General features: G+C 33.9%; 16 protein-coding genes. 10 read left to right on the forward strand and 6 right to left on the reverse strand.

The annotated features are described in order from the left end of the window. Nucleotide 1 precedes the first annotated feature (1 nt). Complete coding sequence (locus tag RTY06_RS08975) at nucleotides 2-496, forward strand: phosphoribosyl-ATP pyrophosphatase (RefSeq protein WP_312824357.1); 495 nt, start codon at nucleotides 2-4, stop codon at nucleotides 494-496. A 3-nt stretch (nucleotides 497-499) separates the two neighbouring features. Here RTY06_RS08975 and RTY06_RS08980 read toward each other — a convergent pair whose 3' ends face one another. Next, nucleotides 500-1,228 (reverse strand): RNA methyltransferase, encoded by a 729-nt coding sequence (locus RTY06_RS08980; protein WP_312824359.1) that lies wholly within the window; start codon nucleotides 1,226-1,228, stop codon nucleotides 500-502. On the opposite strand from RTY06_RS08980, the gene RTY06_RS08985 reads away from it, so the two are divergent. From RTY06_RS08985 to rsgA, 9 genes are all read left to right on the forward strand, one after another. Beyond that, entirely contained in the window at nucleotides 1,214-3,811 is a 2,598-nt protein-coding gene (locus RTY06_RS08985) for a BamA/TamA family outer membrane protein (RefSeq protein ID WP_312824361.1), read from the forward strand. The genes RTY06_RS08980 and RTY06_RS08985 overlap by 15 nt on opposite strands. Before the next feature lie 19 nt (nucleotides 3,812-3,830). Beyond that, on the forward strand, nucleotides 3,831-4,865 hold the full coding sequence (locus RTY06_RS08990; RefSeq protein ID WP_312824363.1) for a polyketide cyclase: 1,035 nt from the start codon (nucleotides 3,831-3,833) through the stop codon (nucleotides 4,863-4,865). Nucleotides 4,866-4,991: 126 nt separating this feature from the next. Further along, a complete protein-coding gene (locus RTY06_RS08995) occupies nucleotides 4,992-7,805 on the forward strand; it encodes a 2-oxoglutarate dehydrogenase E1 component (RefSeq protein ID WP_312824364.1) in 2,814 nt (937 codons plus the stop codon). Between the two features lie 63 nt (nucleotides 7,806-7,868). Continuing rightward, the gene (gene odhB / locus RTY06_RS09000) at nucleotides 7,869-9,101 is read left to right on the forward strand and encodes a 2-oxoglutarate dehydrogenase complex dihydrolipoyllysine-residue succinyltransferase (RefSeq protein WP_312824366.1); all 1,233 of its coding nucleotides are present in this window, start codon (nucleotides 7,869-7,871) and stop codon (nucleotides 9,099-9,101) included. Between the two features lie 82 nt (nucleotides 9,102-9,183). Next, a complete protein-coding gene (locus RTY06_RS09005; RefSeq protein ID WP_312824367.1) occupies nucleotides 9,184-9,708 on the forward strand; it encodes a hypothetical protein in 525 nt (174 codons plus the stop codon). A gap of 213 nt (nucleotides 9,709-9,921) precedes the next feature. Beyond that, entirely contained in the window at nucleotides 9,922-11,004 is a 1,083-nt protein-coding gene (dnaX, locus tag RTY06_RS09010; RefSeq protein WP_312824368.1) for a DNA polymerase III subunit gamma/tau, read from the forward strand. A gap of 311 nt (nucleotides 11,005-11,315) precedes the next feature. Beyond that, nucleotides 11,316-11,621: a hypothetical protein gene (locus RTY06_RS09015; protein WP_312824369.1), complete on the forward strand. Its 306-nt coding sequence runs from the start codon at nucleotides 11,316-11,318 to the stop codon at nucleotides 11,619-11,621. A 427-nt stretch (nucleotides 11,622-12,048) separates the two neighbouring features. Beyond that, nucleotides 12,049-13,128 carry a chorismate mutase gene (locus RTY06_RS09020; protein WP_312824370.1) on the forward strand — a complete coding sequence of 360 codons (1,080 nt, stop codon included), beginning with the start codon at nucleotides 12,049-12,051 and terminating at the stop codon, nucleotides 13,126-13,128. Between the two features lie 102 nt (nucleotides 13,129-13,230). Next, the gene (gene rsgA, locus RTY06_RS09025) at nucleotides 13,231-14,157 is read left to right on the forward strand and encodes a ribosome small subunit-dependent GTPase A (protein ID WP_312824378.1); all 927 of its coding nucleotides are present in this window, start codon (nucleotides 13,231-13,233) and stop codon (nucleotides 14,155-14,157) included. Between the two features lie 107 nt (nucleotides 14,158-14,264). Here rsgA and RTY06_RS09030 read toward each other — a convergent pair whose 3' ends face one another. The 5 genes from RTY06_RS09030 to RTY06_RS09050 form a co-directional block, all read right to left on the reverse strand. Beyond that, complete coding sequence (locus RTY06_RS09030; protein WP_312824371.1) at nucleotides 14,265-14,537, reverse strand: hypothetical protein; 273 nt, start codon at nucleotides 14,535-14,537, stop codon at nucleotides 14,265-14,267. 24 nt (nucleotides 14,538-14,561) lie between these two features. Then, nucleotides 14,562-15,569 (reverse strand): adenosine deaminase, encoded by a 1,008-nt coding sequence (locus RTY06_RS09035; RefSeq protein WP_312824372.1) that lies wholly within the window; start codon nucleotides 15,567-15,569, stop codon nucleotides 14,562-14,564. A gap of 126 nt (nucleotides 15,570-15,695) precedes the next feature. After that, nucleotides 15,696-15,944, reverse strand: coding sequence for a DUF6952 family protein (locus tag RTY06_RS09040; RefSeq protein ID WP_027381819.1), 249 nt, complete (start codon nucleotides 15,942-15,944; stop codon nucleotides 15,696-15,698). A 10-nt stretch (nucleotides 15,945-15,954) separates the two neighbouring features. After that, on the reverse strand, nucleotides 15,955-16,263 hold the full coding sequence (locus RTY06_RS09045) for a thioredoxin family protein (RefSeq protein WP_312824374.1): 309 nt from the start codon (nucleotides 16,261-16,263) through the stop codon (nucleotides 15,955-15,957). Nucleotides 16,264-16,315: 52 nt separating this feature from the next. Next, nucleotides 16,316-16,948: a peroxiredoxin gene (locus RTY06_RS09050; protein WP_116036891.1), complete on the reverse strand. Its 633-nt coding sequence runs from the start codon at nucleotides 16,946-16,948 to the stop codon at nucleotides 16,316-16,318. Nucleotides 16,949-17,264: the final 316 nt, after the last annotated feature.

Raw genomic sequence — 17,264 nt, forward strand, 5'->3', positions numbered from 1 at the left:
TATGGCTACCAAATATACTAATCTTGATGAATTAAGAAGCGAAAAGCGTCTTCTAAAACAAGAAATTGAAGAGCTGGAAGATATCTTAACATTTAAAAGTAAAAAAGAAAGTCTGAGTGTAATGACCAATGGACTTACCGATAAATTCTTGAAAGAAACAGAAGATGAGGATGGTGAGAAATCTCTTTCTTTGGATACTCAAAATATTATGCGAGAAATCTCCTCTGGGATGAAGGAGACGGCTTCCAGAAAAAATGTTTTAAATTTGGCTAACGATGGCGTGAAATCAGGGTTGTTGGAAACAACAATCAAAATGGGAACTGTGGCACTAGTAAGTAATTTTGCAAAAAAAAGTGTGATGAATAAAAATTGGAAAAGAAAAGCTTTAGGTCTTGCATTGGTTTATGTTGCGCCTTATGCACTTAGGTTTATCAGAAAAAAACTGGACGATTATCAAAAAAATAAGACGACATCCAGTATAGAAAAATTAATCTAAAATCTATTTTTTTGAAAAGATTTCTCCTAAGATGATTCCAGCAGACATAGAAACATTCAAACTTTCTGTGGACTGTGATTTTCCGAATCTTGGGATTGTAATCATTGTGGAAATAAGATCTTCTGTGGAAGGTCTTAGTCCATTTCCTTCGTTGCCAAAAACTAATGAGAATTGTTCCGGAAATTTGGTTTCGTAGATGTTTTCTCCATTCATATCTGTCCCAAAAATAGGATGGTTGTATTCTTTGAGGTATTCTTCCAAATCGGTATAAAAAACATTGACTCTTAGAAAAGAACCCATTGTAGCTTGGATTACTTTTGGGTTATAAACATCCACTGTATCATTACTACAAATAATCTGTTCTATCCCAAACCAATCGGCAAGTCTGATAATCGTACCCAGGTTTCCAGGATCCTGAATCCCATCCAAAATCAATTGAATAGAAACATTTTCCAAATATTTGTTCTCTGGAATTTTACAAACCGCCACCGAATCTTTTGGATGTTGAAGAAAACTTATTTTTTTGAGATCATTAGGCAAGATTTTCTCAATTTCATGCGTTTTGAAAGTGATATTTTCCGGATCTATGGAATATAGGTTTTCAATTTCGTAGCCAGAATTGGGTAGTTCTTTTATGATTTTATTACCCTCAACTAAAAACAAATTGTATTTTTGCCTGTATTTCTTTTTGTCCAGAGATTGTATAGTCTTTATAATATGAGCCGTAAGCATAGTAACAAATATTTTCAAAAATATCATATATTTTATTACTCCGCAATTTTAAGTGTGATTTTGTACGCATGTAATGTGACCAAAAAAGTTCCTGACGGAGAATATCTTCTTACAAAAAACAAATTCGAATACACAGATGGTAAGATTTTAGGTGATGAGCTTCCAGATCTAGTAGCTCAGAAACCGAATAAAAAAACACTGATGGTTGTTCCGCTAGGATTGATGTTTTATAATGCAGCTAATCCTAAGTATGATACAATTCTTAAAGAGTATATGACCTACCCAAGCGAAATGAGAAATCAGAAACTTAGGGATTCTCTTTTTGTGAAGTATAATCATCCAGAATATGTTGGGAAAAATCTTTTCTGGAACAGATTCTTTCACACAGTTGGAAATGCTCCAGTAATCTTAAGTGATGCTAAAACAAAGCAAAGTGCAAAAAGTATCAATAATAGATTAATTAACCGAGGTTATTGGGATGCAGAGGTGAAAACTAATCTGGAAAAAGATTCTGCAGCAAAAAAAGCGGAAGTAGAATATGTTATCACTCATAAAGATCCAACCTATATCAAAGATTATTTTTATAATATTCCAGATCCAAATATCAGAGGGTTATATGAATCCAGGCTAGATAAAAGTCTTGTAAGAAAGGGACAAATTCTGGATGAAAGTGTTTTGGAGAAAGAAATCATCAGGATTAATGATTTGATGAAAGATAATGGTTATTATAAATTTAATAATGATAATCAGGATATTTATTTTGTTGCAGATTCTTTGAAAAGTAGAAAGAATGTTCCTCTGGTGATGAATATTCATAAAGATTCTTTAGATACACCTTATAGAAAAGCTACTATTGGAAATATTAAGGTTTCTGTAGTTCGGAATTCTAATAATGTAGATAAACTACCTCTCAAAGATAGTTTAAGAGGGATCTACATCAATAGAAGAGATAGTGCTTATAGCAAAAACTCTCTTTGGTTACCAGTTATTATTAAAAAAGGAGAAATCTATAAACAATCTGATCTTGATCTTACGAGACGAAATCTGATTGCAATGAACAATTTTACAATTCTAAAAGCTTCTGATGAACTTCGTAAAGAAGGAACTGCTGCAGAAAGAGACAGTATTATCGATGTAGAATATGTTCTTAGACCTTTGCCAAAATATGAGTTTAATATTGCAACGGATATTCATTATTCTCAGATTCTTAATTTTGGTTTTTCTCCATCAGTAGATCTTACAACTAGAAATGTTTTTGGCGGAGCAGAGAATTTGATAACTAGTTTCTCCGGAGTTATTGGTACAACAAAAGATCCTAAAAATCCGGACGCTCTTTTCAATGCTTATGAGTTATCTGCTCAGACTTCGCTCCAATTTCCTAGATTGTTGGTTCCTTTTAGAAAATATTATAAAGTAGTTCCTAAAAGATATTCTCCCACAACAAGTCTTAATCTAGGAGCATCTGTACAGAATAATATTGGATTGGGAAGAATTAACTTCAATACAGGTCTTAATTACGCAGCTAATGTTGATGATGGAAGGATTCAGCATAGGTTAACATTATTCAATACCCAATTAAGTTTAACTCAGAATAAGGATAATTATTACGATTATTTTCCGGCAGAAGATGTTGTAAGGCGAGCTGTTTTTGCTTGGTATCAATCACTTTATCCTGACGTGAATACAGATAACTATTCTTATGATCAGATATCAAAAATGATTGTTAATGATCAGGCTTTCTTAGCATCTATTCCAGAAGCAGATCAAGATACAATGAATGCTTTTAGACAATCTCTTATTAATAAAGATCGTCAGACGCAGGATGTCATCATCTCTTCTACTATTTATAGTTTCATCTACAATGAGATTGGGAAAAAAGATTATGCCAACCCAATGTTTTTTAGTGGGAAAGTAGAGGTGGCCGGTAATGTTCTTAATATGCTGTCTAAAAGAGAACAAGAGGATGGTGTCTTGTCTGGGAATTCCAAAACGATATTCAAGATTCCTTTTTCTCAATTTATCAAATTTGATTTTGATTTTAAGAAATATTTCTCTTTTTTCAATGATAGAGCCAAGCCTCATACTTTGGCGTTTCGTCAATTTGTAGGGATTGGGATTCCGTACGGTAATTCTTCGTCAATGCCTTTTATAAGATCTTATTTCAACGGTGGAGCTTATGATATTAGAGCCTGGATGGCTTTTGGTGGGTTAGGACCTGCAGATTCTCAATTAGACAGAAGGATACGTTCTTATGCAATGGATAATGTTAAATTGACAACTAGTATAGAGTACAGGCTTCCCTTAACAGATACATTTGAAGCTGCTCTTTTTACAGATGCTGGAAACATATGGGGACTCAAGGATAATGGTTTTGGAGATCAGTTCAAATTCAAAAAATTCATTAGCCAAATGGGAGTTGGCAGTGGATTCGGGATTAGAATGAACATAGCTTATGTAAATCTCAGATTGGATATGGCTTACAAAATGCACGATCCAAATAGACCAGAGGGTGAGAGATGGGTTGTTGACAAAATCAAGCTTTTACAACCAACTTTTAACTTTGCAATAGGTTATCCATTCTAAAAATTAGTATTATACAAAAATGCGTTTTCTAAAATTTATCATCATTATAATTCTCGCTCTATTCGGGATTTACTCACTTTCTATGAATTTTGTGGATGAAAGCAAGAGTTTTGTTCATCATTCGGAGATTGCTTATCCCGTAGATAAGGTTTTTCCTCAGTTTAACAATCTTCAGAACTTCACTTCTTGGAATGATTTTTTTAATGAAAAAGAAGATGCTAGTTACAGTTTCTTTACACCTTATCAAGGTTTGGGAAGTGCGATGAAATTTTCTGATCCAAAAAATAATGATCATGGCGATCTTTTTATTAGATACTCTAATGAGAATCGTTCAATACGTTACCAACTTTTTGAAGGAGATAGCGATAATCCCTATTTGATAGATGTAAAGTTCATTCCGTCTGGTGATAAAACAAAATTGATTTGGAATATTCATACGCCTAAAAGGGATTATTTGCAAAGGTCACTCAACTTAGTTGCAGAAGATTTTTTTGTAGAGAATATTGATAAAAGTATGAAAAATCTTTTCCAACTTTTGGGTAACAAAGTGGATAAAGATCAACTTTTGGCTTCTGTAAAATACGATAGCGTAATGGTAGAAAACCGAGAAGGAGGGCTGCTTTTGGGAGTCAATGTTAGTACGAGAAATACAAAGGAAATTCTCTTCAAAAACGTGATGATGAATCATAGTAAGGTTCTTAACTTTGTGAAATCCGATTTGGCAAAAAAAGATGATGAGTTTGGTAATCCTGTCTTGTTAATTAACCCTGCTAATCTAAAAGATAAAGAGATTTCCTATTTCTATGGTATTCCATTGTCAAAAAGAGTTTCTGTAAGTGATAATAATTTCAACTTTCAAACTCTTAATGCCTCCAAAACTTATGTGATTTATTTTCAAGGAAATTACAATGATAGAGTGAAGAACATCCAGGAACTACTAAAAATGGCAAAGAAGGATACGCTCAGAAATGGTCAGTTAATCGAAGAGTTTTTGGAAGAACCTGCTGATATTCAGGATGTAAAACTAAAATTGTCACTTCCAGTTTTTCGTTAAAAAAATCTGATAAATATCACGTATATTTAACGGAATAAATCAGTACATTTAATGTTGATCAGCAAAAATTTAGTAATTTTGTTGACAATTATTTAATATTAAAAAAATAACAGATAATCTGTAATAATGGATAAATTTTCATTTCTAAATGCCGTACATGCTCAGTTGATAGACGACATGTATGCGCAGTACCAAAAATACCCAGACTCTTTGGAAGCTTCTTGGAAATCTTTTTTTCAAGGTTTTGATTTCGCATTAGAATATTATGGAGAAGATGGAGAGATTGAAGTTTCAAAACCACAATCTTCCGCTCCTGTTCAATATGCGCAACAAGCTGTTACGAATAATTCAGTTTCTGAAGATATTTCAAAAGAATTTAAGGTTGTTAATCTAATTGAAGCTTATCGCTCAAGAGGTCACCTTTTCACAAAAACCAATCCAGTAAGAGAAAGAAGACATTACTTTCCAACACTTGATATAGAAAATTTCGGATTGTCCAAGGATGATTTGAATAAAAAATTTAATTCTGCAACTCAGACTGGGATGCCAGGTCCTGCAACTTTGCAGGAAATTATTACTCACCTTCAGAACATCTATTGTGATTCTATCGGTGTAGAATATATGCACATCCAGAATGTAGAAGAGAAAAAATGGATTATGGAATGGGTTAATGTTAACGAAAACCATCCAAGTCTTTCTGCTCAGGAAAAAACTGAAATCCTTTTCAAACTGAACCAAGCGGTTGCATTTGAAAATTATCTTCATACAAAATTCGTTGGACAAAAACGTTTCTCTTTGGAAGGTGGCGAATCTTTGATTCCTGCACTTGATCAATTGATTACGCGTTCTTCACAATTAGGTGTTGATGAAGTTGTGCTTGGTATGGCTCACAGAGGACGTCTAAATGTTTTGACTAATATTTTCCAAAAGTCTTACAAACAGATTTTCTCAGAATTTGAAGGGAAAGAATTTGAAGAAGATGTTTTCTCTGGTGATGTTAAGTATCACTTGGGTTCTTCTAAAAAAATCACGACTGCAAATGGAGAAGAAGTAAGAATCAACCTTACTCCAAACCCATCTCACCTTGAAACGGTTGGTGCTCTTGTAGAAGGGATTTGTAGAGCGAAAGTAGATAACGTTTACAAAGACGATTATTCCAAAGTTTTACCAATTATCATTCACGGTGATGGGGCAATTGCTGGACAAGGTATTGTTTACGAGATTGCTCAGATGATGAATCTTGAAGGTTACAGAACAGGAGGAACAGTTCACATTGTTGTGAATAATCAAGTTTCTTTCACAACCAATTATATGGATGCAAGATCATCAGTTTACTGTACAGATATTGCAAAAGTGACAGATTCACCAGTGATGCATATCAATGCTGATGACGTAGAAGCTGTTGTTCACGCAATTAGATTTGCTGCAGATTTCCGTGCTAAGTTTGGTAAAGATGTTTATATCGATCTTTTAGGATATAGAAAATATGGACATAACGAAGGTGATGAACCAAGGTTTACTCAACCAAATCTTTATAAAACGATTTCAAAACATCAGAATCCAAGAGAGATCTATAAAGAGCTTTTGATTAAAGAAAATGTTGTTTCTGACGAAGTTTTGAAAAAAATGGAGCAGGAGTTCAAAGCTTTGCTTGATGAAAACTTTGATGCTTCCAAAGAAATCGAGAAAAATACAATGGACATCTTTATGAAAGATGACTGGACAGATTTCCCACTTGGAGGTAAAGGCTGTATTTCTAAATCTGATGTTGATACAAAATACGATTTAGAAAAACTTAAAGAATTAGCTGTTAAGATTTCTACACTTCCAGGAGACAAGAAATTCATTAATAAAATTACCCGTCTTTTTGAGAACAGAATCAAAATGGTGGAGAATAATTCTTTGGATTGGGCAGTAGGAGAGTTGTTAGCTTATGCTACACTTTTAACAGAAGGTTACAATGTGAGAATCTCTGGAGAAGATGTGGAAAGAGGGACGTTCTCTCACCGTCATGCGGTTGTGAAAACAGAAGATACAGAAGAAGAATATATCCCGCTTCGTCACATCAACGAGCAAAGATTTGATGTTTATAATTCTCATTTGTCAGAATATGGTGTTCTAGGTTATGACTACGGTTATGCGATGGCAGCGCCTAAAACATTGACTATTTGGGAAGCTCAGTTTGGAGATTTTACTAATGGAGCTCAGATTATTGTTGATCAATATTTGGTAGCTGCTGAAGAAAAATGGAAAATCCAAAACGGATTGGTAATGATGTTACCTCACGGGTCTGAAGGTCAAGGTGCGGAACACTCTTCTGCAAGACTAGAAAGATTCTTGACACTAGCGGCAAACGAAAATATCATTGTTGCAAACATTACTTCTCCTGCAAACTATTTCCATTTGTTGAGAAGACAGATGAAATTCGGATTCAGAAAACCATTGGTTATTATGACACCTAAATCTCTATTGAGACATCCAAAAGTAGTTTCTCCATTGGAAGATTTAGCAAACGGAAGTTTCCAGACTGTTTTGGATGACCCAACTGCCGATGCTTCAAAAGTAGAAAGAGTAGTACTTTGTACAGGTAAATTATATTACGATTTATTGGCTAAAAAAGAAGAAATCAATGATGATAAAGTAGCCTTGGTAAGGCTGGAGCAGGTTTATCCATTGGATTTTGAGAAAATCAATTCAATCTTTGATAAGTATTCTAACAAAAAAGAATTAATCTGGGCTCAGGAAGAACCTGAAAATATGGGTGCTTGGAGTTTCATCTTAAGAAACTTCCGTGATACAAATATCCAGTTGATTTCTCCGGTTGCTAGTGGAACACCAGCTCCGGGAAGTCATAAGATGTTTGAGAAAAACCAAACCAAAATTATCAATTCGGTTTTTCAATGCAATGATGAACCTGCAAAAAAACCAGTAACGGCTTAATAAATTAATAAACTATAAAGAATAACAGTTTCGGCTGTTCTGAAATTAAAAACAATTATTAGTATGTCAATATTAGAAATGAAAGTTCCTTCACCGGGAGAATCAATCACAGAAGTTGAAATTGCAACGTGGTTAGTCCAAGACGGTGATTATGTAGAAAAAGACCAGCCAATTGCAGAAGTAGATTCTGACAAGGCGACTTTGGAACTTCCTGCTGAACAGAGTGGTGTTATCACTTTGAAAGCAGAAGAAGGAGAAGTGGTGCAAGTTGGTCAGGTGGTTTGTCTTATCGATATGGATGCTGCAAAACCTGCAGGAGGTGCTGCTGAAGCTCCTAAAGAAGAACCAAAAGCAGAAGTTAAAAAAGAAGAGCCAGCTCCAGTAAAAGCAGAAGCTCCAAAAGTTGAAACTTACGCTGCTCAAACACCTTCTCCTGCTGCTAAGAAAATCCTTGACGAAAAAGGAATTGCGCCAAGCCAAGTAACGGGGTCTGGTAGAGATGGCAGAATCACAAAAGATGATGCTGTAACGGCTTCTGTTCCTGCAATGGGAAGTGCTCCAGCTGGTGGAAGTAGATCTCAATCAACTACAAAACTTTCAGTTCTTAGAAGAAAAATAGCTGCAAGATTGGTTTCTGTTAAAAACGAAACTGCAATGTTGACGACTTTCAACGAGGTTGATATGTCAGAAATCTTCAGAATTAGAAAACAATACAAAGAAGAATTTGCTGCAAAACACGGGATTGGACTTGGATTTATGTCTTTCTTTACAAAAGCTGTAACTAGAGCATTGAAACTTTATCCAGACGTTAATGCATCTATCGATGGAGATTTCAAAGTGAATTATGACTTTACAGATATTTCTATCGCAGTTTCCGGACCAAAAGGTTTGATGGTACCTGTTCTTAGAAATGCTGAAAATATGACATTGAGAGGTGTTGAAGCTAATATCAAAGATTTGGCAATAAAAGTAAGAGATGGTAAAATCAGTGTTGACGAAATGACTGGGGGAACTTTCACTATTACCAACGGTGGAACTTTTGGTTCTATGATGTCAACTCCAATTATCAATCCTCCTCAATCTGCAATCTTGGGAATGCATAATATCCTTCAAAGACCAATGGCAATTGACGGGCAAGTTGTTATCAGACCAATGATGTATGTTGCATTGTCTTATGACCACAGAATCATCGACGGAAAAGAATCTGTTGGTTTCTTGGTGGCTGTGAAAGAAGCGATTGACAATCCGGTAGAATTCCTAATGGATGGCGACGAAAGAAAAGCATTAGAATTGTAAAAATTTACAATCAAGATATTTTAAAGAGAGCAAATTTTTGCTCTCTTTTTTTTGTTATCTTTACTTTCTAAAAAAACATTAAATGGATCCAATGGAAATTTTTTTCGAATCGCCCTTATATCAAAAGGCAGAGGAAATAGACGAAACGCTTCAATCAATCTCTAAACTGATTCCGGAAAATAAAGTATTCTTAGTTTTTCTTAATGGTCTCATAGTTAGAGCTAGTTCTAGAATAACGCAAAACCTAATTAGAGCAGAGGAGAGCAAGCGATATGACACTAAAATGTATTGTGCTGCATTAATTAGAAGTGGTTGTTTGGATATTGAGGGTTTGGGAAATCTAATGAACAAACGCGGTTTTAAAGACAGTAAATATTTTTCAATTGTTTATCGTCAGATAGAGGAATTTAGAACTCTTTTTTTACAATGGGTAGCTGGTTTCGATCAAAAGCAGTTCGTTACTGACCGATGGGGTCTCTTCAATCCACCGGGAATTTCTATAGATTATGTTCAAAATCCTCATGATATTGCTGATTTGCTGAACGAATACGATGATGATAATGATGATGATAGTTTCGAACGATTTCTGAACAATGATGATAATTAGTAATTTCTTAATTTAAATATAAAAGATAAGTTCTGTTGAAATGTCATTGATTAATTATCAATAATTAATTTTTGTACTAATTTAATTCTTCAAATTTAATCTGTCGCAAGAACTTGTCTTTAATAAATACAGAGGCTGAAAATACTAATCCCAATTACAAATAATCTGGTAAAACCATTTCCAAAATTCACAATTAATCCTTACTTTTGGACAATGGAAAATTTCATCGTATCTGCACGCAAGTACCGTCCGCAAGAGTTTGACACTGTCGTTGGACAATCTCACGTTACCGATACTTTGGAACACGCTATTGATGAAAGTCAATTAGCTCAGGCTCTGTTATTCTGTGGACCAAGAGGTGTTGGTAAAACAACTTGCGCCAGAATCTTAGCAAGAAAAATCAATGAAAAATCTGGAGCAGCAGATGATGATGGATTTGCATTTAACATTTATGAATTAGATGCGGCTTCCAACAACTCTGTTGATGATATCAGAGAATTGATTGATCAAGTAAGATTTGCGCCTCAAGTTGGTAAATACAAAGTTTATATTATCGACGAGGTTCATATGTTGTCTCAGGCTGCTTTCAACGCATTCCTGAAAACTTTGGAAGAACCGCCTGCGCACGCTATTTTCATTCTTGCAACAACAGAGAAGCATAAGATTATTCCAACGATTCTTTCGAGATGTCAGATTTATGATTTTAAAAGAATTACGATTGAAGATATTCAAGAGCATCTTAGAAAAATTGCTGAAAAGGAAAGTATCACTTACGAAGATGATGCACTTTATCTGATTGCTCAGAAAGCAGATGGTGCTTTGAGAGATGCTTTGTCTATTTTTGACAGACTAAGTACGTTTTCCCAAAAGAATATTACGCTTGAGAAAGCTGCAGAAGTTCTGAATATTCTCGATTACGATCAATATCTTAGAATTGTAGATTTAGCAAAAGAAAATGACATTCCAGGAGTTTTGACAGCTTTTGATGAGATTGTGAAAAAAGGCTTCGACCCACATATTTTCATTGCCGGATTAGGAAATCATTTCCGCGACCTGATGATGGCTCAGAATCCGAAAACTTTGAATCTAATTGAAGTTGGAGAGAAAACCAAAGCTAAGTTTGCAGAACAATCTCAAAAATGGTCTGCTCAGCAACTGATTGACGGAATTGAGATTTGCAATTTTGCAGACATCAATTATAAAAATTCCAAAAACCCGAGATTGACAGTAGAAATTGCGCTAATGCAATTATCAAGTCTAACAGCAGGTTTAGAAGCTAAAAAAAAAAGTTCTTAATATTAGCGCCACTTCTTGAAGCTAATTTAATTTCCGAAAATAAAACTGTTTCTCCTGAAACAAAAGTTCAAGCTGAATCAAAGCCTGAACCTGTTAAATCTGTTTGGGAGGAACCAAAGAAAGAAATTCAGAAAGCGTCTGCGCCAATTGCGAAAACTAACTCCGGTTCCAAATTCAGTATAAAAGCTGCTTTAGAGAAAAAAGAAGAAATCAAGAAAGATGAATTCTCTGAGATTAAAGATGAGAATCTTCCTTCCAATCATTTCTCACAAACAGATTTAGATAGAGAGTGGGAGATTTTTGTGAAAAATTTGGCAAAGACCAATACGTTTGTCTATAATGCTATCAATAGTTTTAAGATAGAAAAATCTGATGAAAACCAGGTGACTGTAAAGTATTCTTCAGAATTTGCTAAGTCAGAATTTGATAGAGTAAGTCCAGAGTTTTTTAATCATTTCAGACACAAAGTCAATAATTTTAAATTTGAAATCGATTATGCAACTGATTTGACAATCAAAAAAGAAGTGATGACGAAGCGCAAAATCTTCGAAAGATTTGTTGAAATCAATCCGTTACTCAAAGATTTGGATGACTTGATGCGATTTGACTTGTCGTAAAAATTTATGATTTCTGTCAACAAATAATTATTTTGATAGTTGATATGTCGTATTAATTTATATCTTTGTTCAAGATTTCTTCAAGACAAGAAGAAATATTATTAATTAAAATAAGCTAAAATTCCTTGAAGTAAAGGAATTAATAAAATGGAATTAAACAAATTTCCATATTTTACAACTGCACAATCTGTCTTTTACTGGGACGGATTATTTAGCTTTTTTGGAACTTATCACAGAAATTTTAGAAACTATTACCGATTTTATTGGTTTAGCTAACTAGATTTCTTTCTCAAAAAACTGCGGGAATATTCAATTTCCTGTGACTCATTTAAAACTTTTAAACGTAACTTTTTGGAAAAGAATTATAAATCAAGATTTATAACAGATATACTATTGCATTAATTTAAAAATATATAAAATTTAAAATATGAACCTTAATGAATTAAAAAACGATTGGATCAATGACTTTGCAAATCCAATGATCATCGCAGGACCTTGTAGCGCAGAGAGTGAATCTCAAATGTTGGAAACTGCCAAAAGACTGAAAGAAAGCGGTGCAGAAATCTCTGCTTTCCGTGCTGGAATCTGGAAGCCAAGAACAAAACCCAATGGTTTCGAAGGAGTAGGCGTAATTGGTCTTAACTGGTTGAAAAAGGTAAAGGAAGAATTCGGGTTCAAAACAGCGACTGAAGTTGCTAATGCGCATCACGTTTTTGCAGCGCTGGAAGCGGATGTTGATATTCTTTGGATCGGAGCGCGTTCTACTGTTAATCCATTTACGGTTCAAGAAATTGCGCAAGCTTTAAGAGGAACTAATAAACCAATTTTAGTTAAAAACCCAGTGAATCCAGATTTAGCGCTTTGGATTGGTGCTTTGGAAAGATTATTAGGTCAAGGTGTGGAAAACATCGGTGCAATCCACAGAGGTTTTTCAACTTATCAAAAAACTAAATACAGAAATATCCCGAACTGGCAAATTGCTTTAGACTTCAAAAATCAATTCCCAAATGTTCCTTTGTTTATTGATCCTTCACACATTTGTGGAAACAGAACTGGCTTGGCTGGAGTTGCTCAAGAAGCTTTTAACGTAGGATATCAAGGTGCGATTATCGAAAGTCACTGTGATCCGGATAATGCTTGGAGTGATGCTTCTCAACAAATCACACCAGAAGTTTTAGCAGAAATGATTAATAATCTTCAGGTTCGTAATTCTGATATCTCTGGATACGAAGACGATATGGGAAAACACAGAACTTTAATCAGTGATATGGATTTTCAATTAATTGAGCTTTTGTCTCAAAGAATGAAAGTTTCTGAAAAAATTGGTAAGCTTAAGAAAGAAAATAATATCGCTATTTTCCAACCAGAACGTTGGAAAGTGATTACAGAATACGCGACTCAAAAGGCGAATGAAACAGGAATGTCTCAAGAGTTTATCGAGAAAGTTTTCAAAGCTATTCACGAAGAAAGTATCGAGGTTCAAAACCATATTATGATTGATAAATAATCTGATTGATTGTATAAAAAGAAAAGAAGCTAATTATTAGCTTCTTTTTTTGTAGATGCTAGTTTTAAATTTCTAAATTTGCCCAATACAAAATTCTACTGTTTGAAAGGAATCATCATCAAATCTACCGGAAGCTGGTATCAGGTTTTGGAATCTGAGACAAAACAAATCTTTGAAGCCAGAATTCGAGGCAAATTCAAATTGATAAAAACCCGACTTACAAATCCTTTAGCTGTAGGTGACGAGGTGGAGTTTTCTTTGGAACAGGATGATGTAGCTTGGATTACCAAGATTTTCCCAAGAAAGAATTATCTCATCAGAAAATCGGTCAACCTTTCCAAAGAAGCGCATATTATTGCTTCTAATGTAGATATTGCTTGCTTTATTTATACTTTGAAATTCCCTGAGACTTCCTTAGGATTCTTGGATAGATTTCTAGCTTGTTGCGAAGCTTACAATATTTCTCCATTAATTTTATTCAACAAAATGGATACTTTGAGTGTTGAAGAAAAAGAAATTGTAGAAAATATTGAAGCTATGTATCAAAACATTGGTTACAATACTTTGGAAATATCTTCTTATTCAAAGCTGAATCTCGATTTGCTTGTTGGAAAGATAAAAGACAAAACTTCCGTTTTCTTTGGACATTCTGGTTGTGGGAAATCTACTTTAGTTAATGCATTACAGCCTGATTTACACATCAAAACTGGAGAAATTTCGGAATCTGTTCTTAAAGGAAAACATACAACAACTTTTGCTCAGATGCATTTTTGGGATTTTGGAGGTTCTGTTATCGATACGCCTGGTGTTCGGGAATTTGCGATGATAGATGTTGAGAAAGAAGAGATTCAGCATTATTTCCCAGAGATTTTCCAAAAAGGAAGAGATTGCAAATATCATAATTGTATGCATATCAACGAACCTAAATGTGCTGTTGTTGCAGGACTAGAAACTGGAGAAATAGATGAAACGAGATATAGCACTTATCTTAAGTTGATGGATGAAGCAGAAGAAATTAATCAGAAATAAAAAAACACACATCATAATTAAGGTCTCATATATTAAAAATATTTAATGTCTTTTTAAGGAGTAGCTTATTTAAAAATGAGAACATAATTCCTAAGAATTGAATAATGTTAAAATTTATAACGATCAGTTTTACAATAATATTGAGGATCACAGCCGGTAAGTTCACAACCTCCGAAATAATATTTCTTTTTATTTTTCTTCATAAATTTTCCGGTCGTTAAACCATAAAATATAGGTAAAACCTTTTTATCACTTTTGCAAATTGGGCAAACTGAGCTTTTATTTTCTCTAAAACTACAGTTGATAGTATCGTTAATTTTCTTTTGAGAAAAAGCTATTAGTGATAATGTTAAGAAAAACAGAAAGAAAATTTGTTTCATTTCTAAAAAGCTTATATTTAAGTTTTATCTAAAATCAGCAACAACCTCATCCACTTTTTCAAGATAAGATTTCTTCTGTTCATCGGTTGCAAAAGAGTAGTTGAAAGAGTTTTTAACCAAGGTAATAATATCTTCTTTTGAAAGATTCAATGCTTCTTGAACTGCTTCAAAGTTAGCATTCATATAACCTCCAAAATAAGCCGGATCATCGGAATTAACTGTAGCTTTGATGCCTTTGTCTAAAAGCTTTTTTAGTGAATGATTGGTCATTACATCTGTATTTCTCAATTCAAGATTGGAAAGTGGACAAATTGTTAAAGCTAAATCTCTTTTCACAATTTCCTGAACCAGATTTTCATCTTCTAGACATCTGTTTCCGTGGTCAATTCTTGCAACTTTGAGAATGTCAATAGCTTCCCAAATATACTCAGATGGGCCTTCTTCTCCGGCGTGAGCAACAGGAGTATAACCTTCTTTTACAGACGCTTCAAATACATTTTTGAATTTGGAGGGAGGATTTCCCATTTCGGAAGAATCCAGACCGACAGAAGTAATCAAATCTTTATATGGAAGTGATTGTTTCAAAGTTTCAAAAGCGGACTCTTCTGATAAATGTCTTAGATAACTCATTATAAATAAGGAATTGATTCCCCATTTTTCCTTCGCATCCAATCTTGCTTTTTGTAATCCATTGATAACAGTTTCGAAAGCGATTCCTCTTTGTGTATGCGTTTGTGGGTCGAACATTATTTCGGTATGAATCACATTGTTTTCATAACATTTCTGATAATAAGCCATTGCCAAATCATAGAAATCTTTCTCGTGAATCAACACGCCTGCTCCAGCATAATAGATGTCCAAAAAATCCTGAAGGCAAGAGAATTGATAAGCTTTCTTAACATCATCAATGGTTTTATATGGGATTTCGATTTGGTTTCGTTGGGCAATTTCGAACATCAGTTCCGGTTCAAAACTTCCTTCGATATGTAAATGTAATTCTGCCTTTGGTAAAGCTGATATAAAATCTTTCATAGTTTTTTGATTTGTTGAAAAGTAAAAATAAGAAAAGAATAATTTTAAAACATTAAGAAATTAATAAAATTAAAAAAGGCTTTAGAAATCTCTTTCCAAAGCCTTTTTCTACAAAAAATAAACTATTTATTTGTCTATTGAACCCATTACTTTTTGAGCAAAGGAGTTCAAAGCATCTTTTTCGCTCATTCCGTTATTAACGTTGGCGTGAACTTCCAAAGCACCGCAAATGTTTGTAATCAATTCTCCAGTAACGTTCAAGTCTTCCTCAGAAACATTTCGGAATTCTGAAAAACTTTCCAAAACTTCCAAAGTTGCTTCCAGATTTTCTGGCGTTTGGTTTTGATAAAACTGTCTTATAATTGGTAATTTCATACTATTTCAATTATTTAATCTCGTTGAAAAGATTGTTAAGACTTTCTGCTTGATTGGTCTGAACCTGATTTTTCAAAGTTCCACCTTGAAATACTGCAAAGGTTGGCAAATTGTCAACAGTTGCTAACTTTCTGCTTTCCGGTAATTTTTCTGCATCAACATAGTAGAAAGGAATTCCGTCATTTTCAGAAGCCAATTTTTTGAATTTTGGTTTCATAATTCTGCAGTTTCCACACCAAGTTGCGCCGTATTGAACTACTACCTTGTCATTCTCACTTACAATCTGTTGTAAGTTATCTTCTGTTAGTTCTATGTACATTTTACAATTATTAATGGTTAATAATAAATGATAATTGATTTTAAAAAATCAATTAGTTTTTAGCAAGATATTCAGCAGTAGAGTTTCTGTTGGCACTCATAGCTTCTTTACCTTCTTCCCAGTTTGCTGGACAAACCTCTCCGTGTTTTTGAACGTGTGCATAAGCATCAATCAATCTAAGATATTCTTTCACGTTTCTACCCAATGGCATATCGTTTACTGATTCGTGGAAGATTTTTCCAGTTTCGTCGATCAAATAAGTTGCTCTGTAAGTTACGTTAGAACCTGTGAAAACTTCGTTTCCTTCCTCATCATAATCCAAATCTTGGTCAACAATCCCAAGGATGTTTGCCAATTGTCTGTGCGTATCAGCAAGGATTGGATAAGTTACACCTTCGATTCCTCCGTTGTCTTTTGGTGTGTTTAACCAAGCGAAATGAACTTCGTTTGTGTCACAAGATGCACCAATTATTACAGTGTTTCTTTTTTGGAATTCTGGTAAAGCTTCCTGAAAAGCGTGTAATTCTGTAGGGCAAACAAAAGTAAAATCTTTTGGATACCAGAACAAAATCACTTTTTGCTGATTATTCACTGCTTCTTCAAATACATTGATCTTAAGATCATCGCCCATTTCGCTCATTGCATCGATCGCAACACTTGGGAATAATTTACCTACTAATGACATAATATTTAAGTTTTAAATTGTTTAAAATTAACAGAAGCGAAATTACAAAGGTTTTGTGAATTGAATATTAAAATTTGATTTATAAAATCTATCAAGCCAAATGACTCTAAATTAACAGTGTTATATCAGTGTCTTAAGGTATAAATGACTATTTTATATCAAAAAATGATTATAATTCTTTCCAAATTTCAAACAATTACTTAACAAATAAAATGAGCAAAGTCAGAAAATTCAAATTTTTGAAATAAAAAAACACCACTTAAAATAGACTGCACCCAAAAGTTTAGACAAAATTAAATAATATTTTGATAGGAAA

It is taken from the genome of Epilithonimonas sp., from assembly GCF_032055105.1.
Classification (GTDB): domain Bacteria; phylum Bacteroidota; class Bacteroidia; order Flavobacteriales; family Weeksellaceae; genus Epilithonimonas.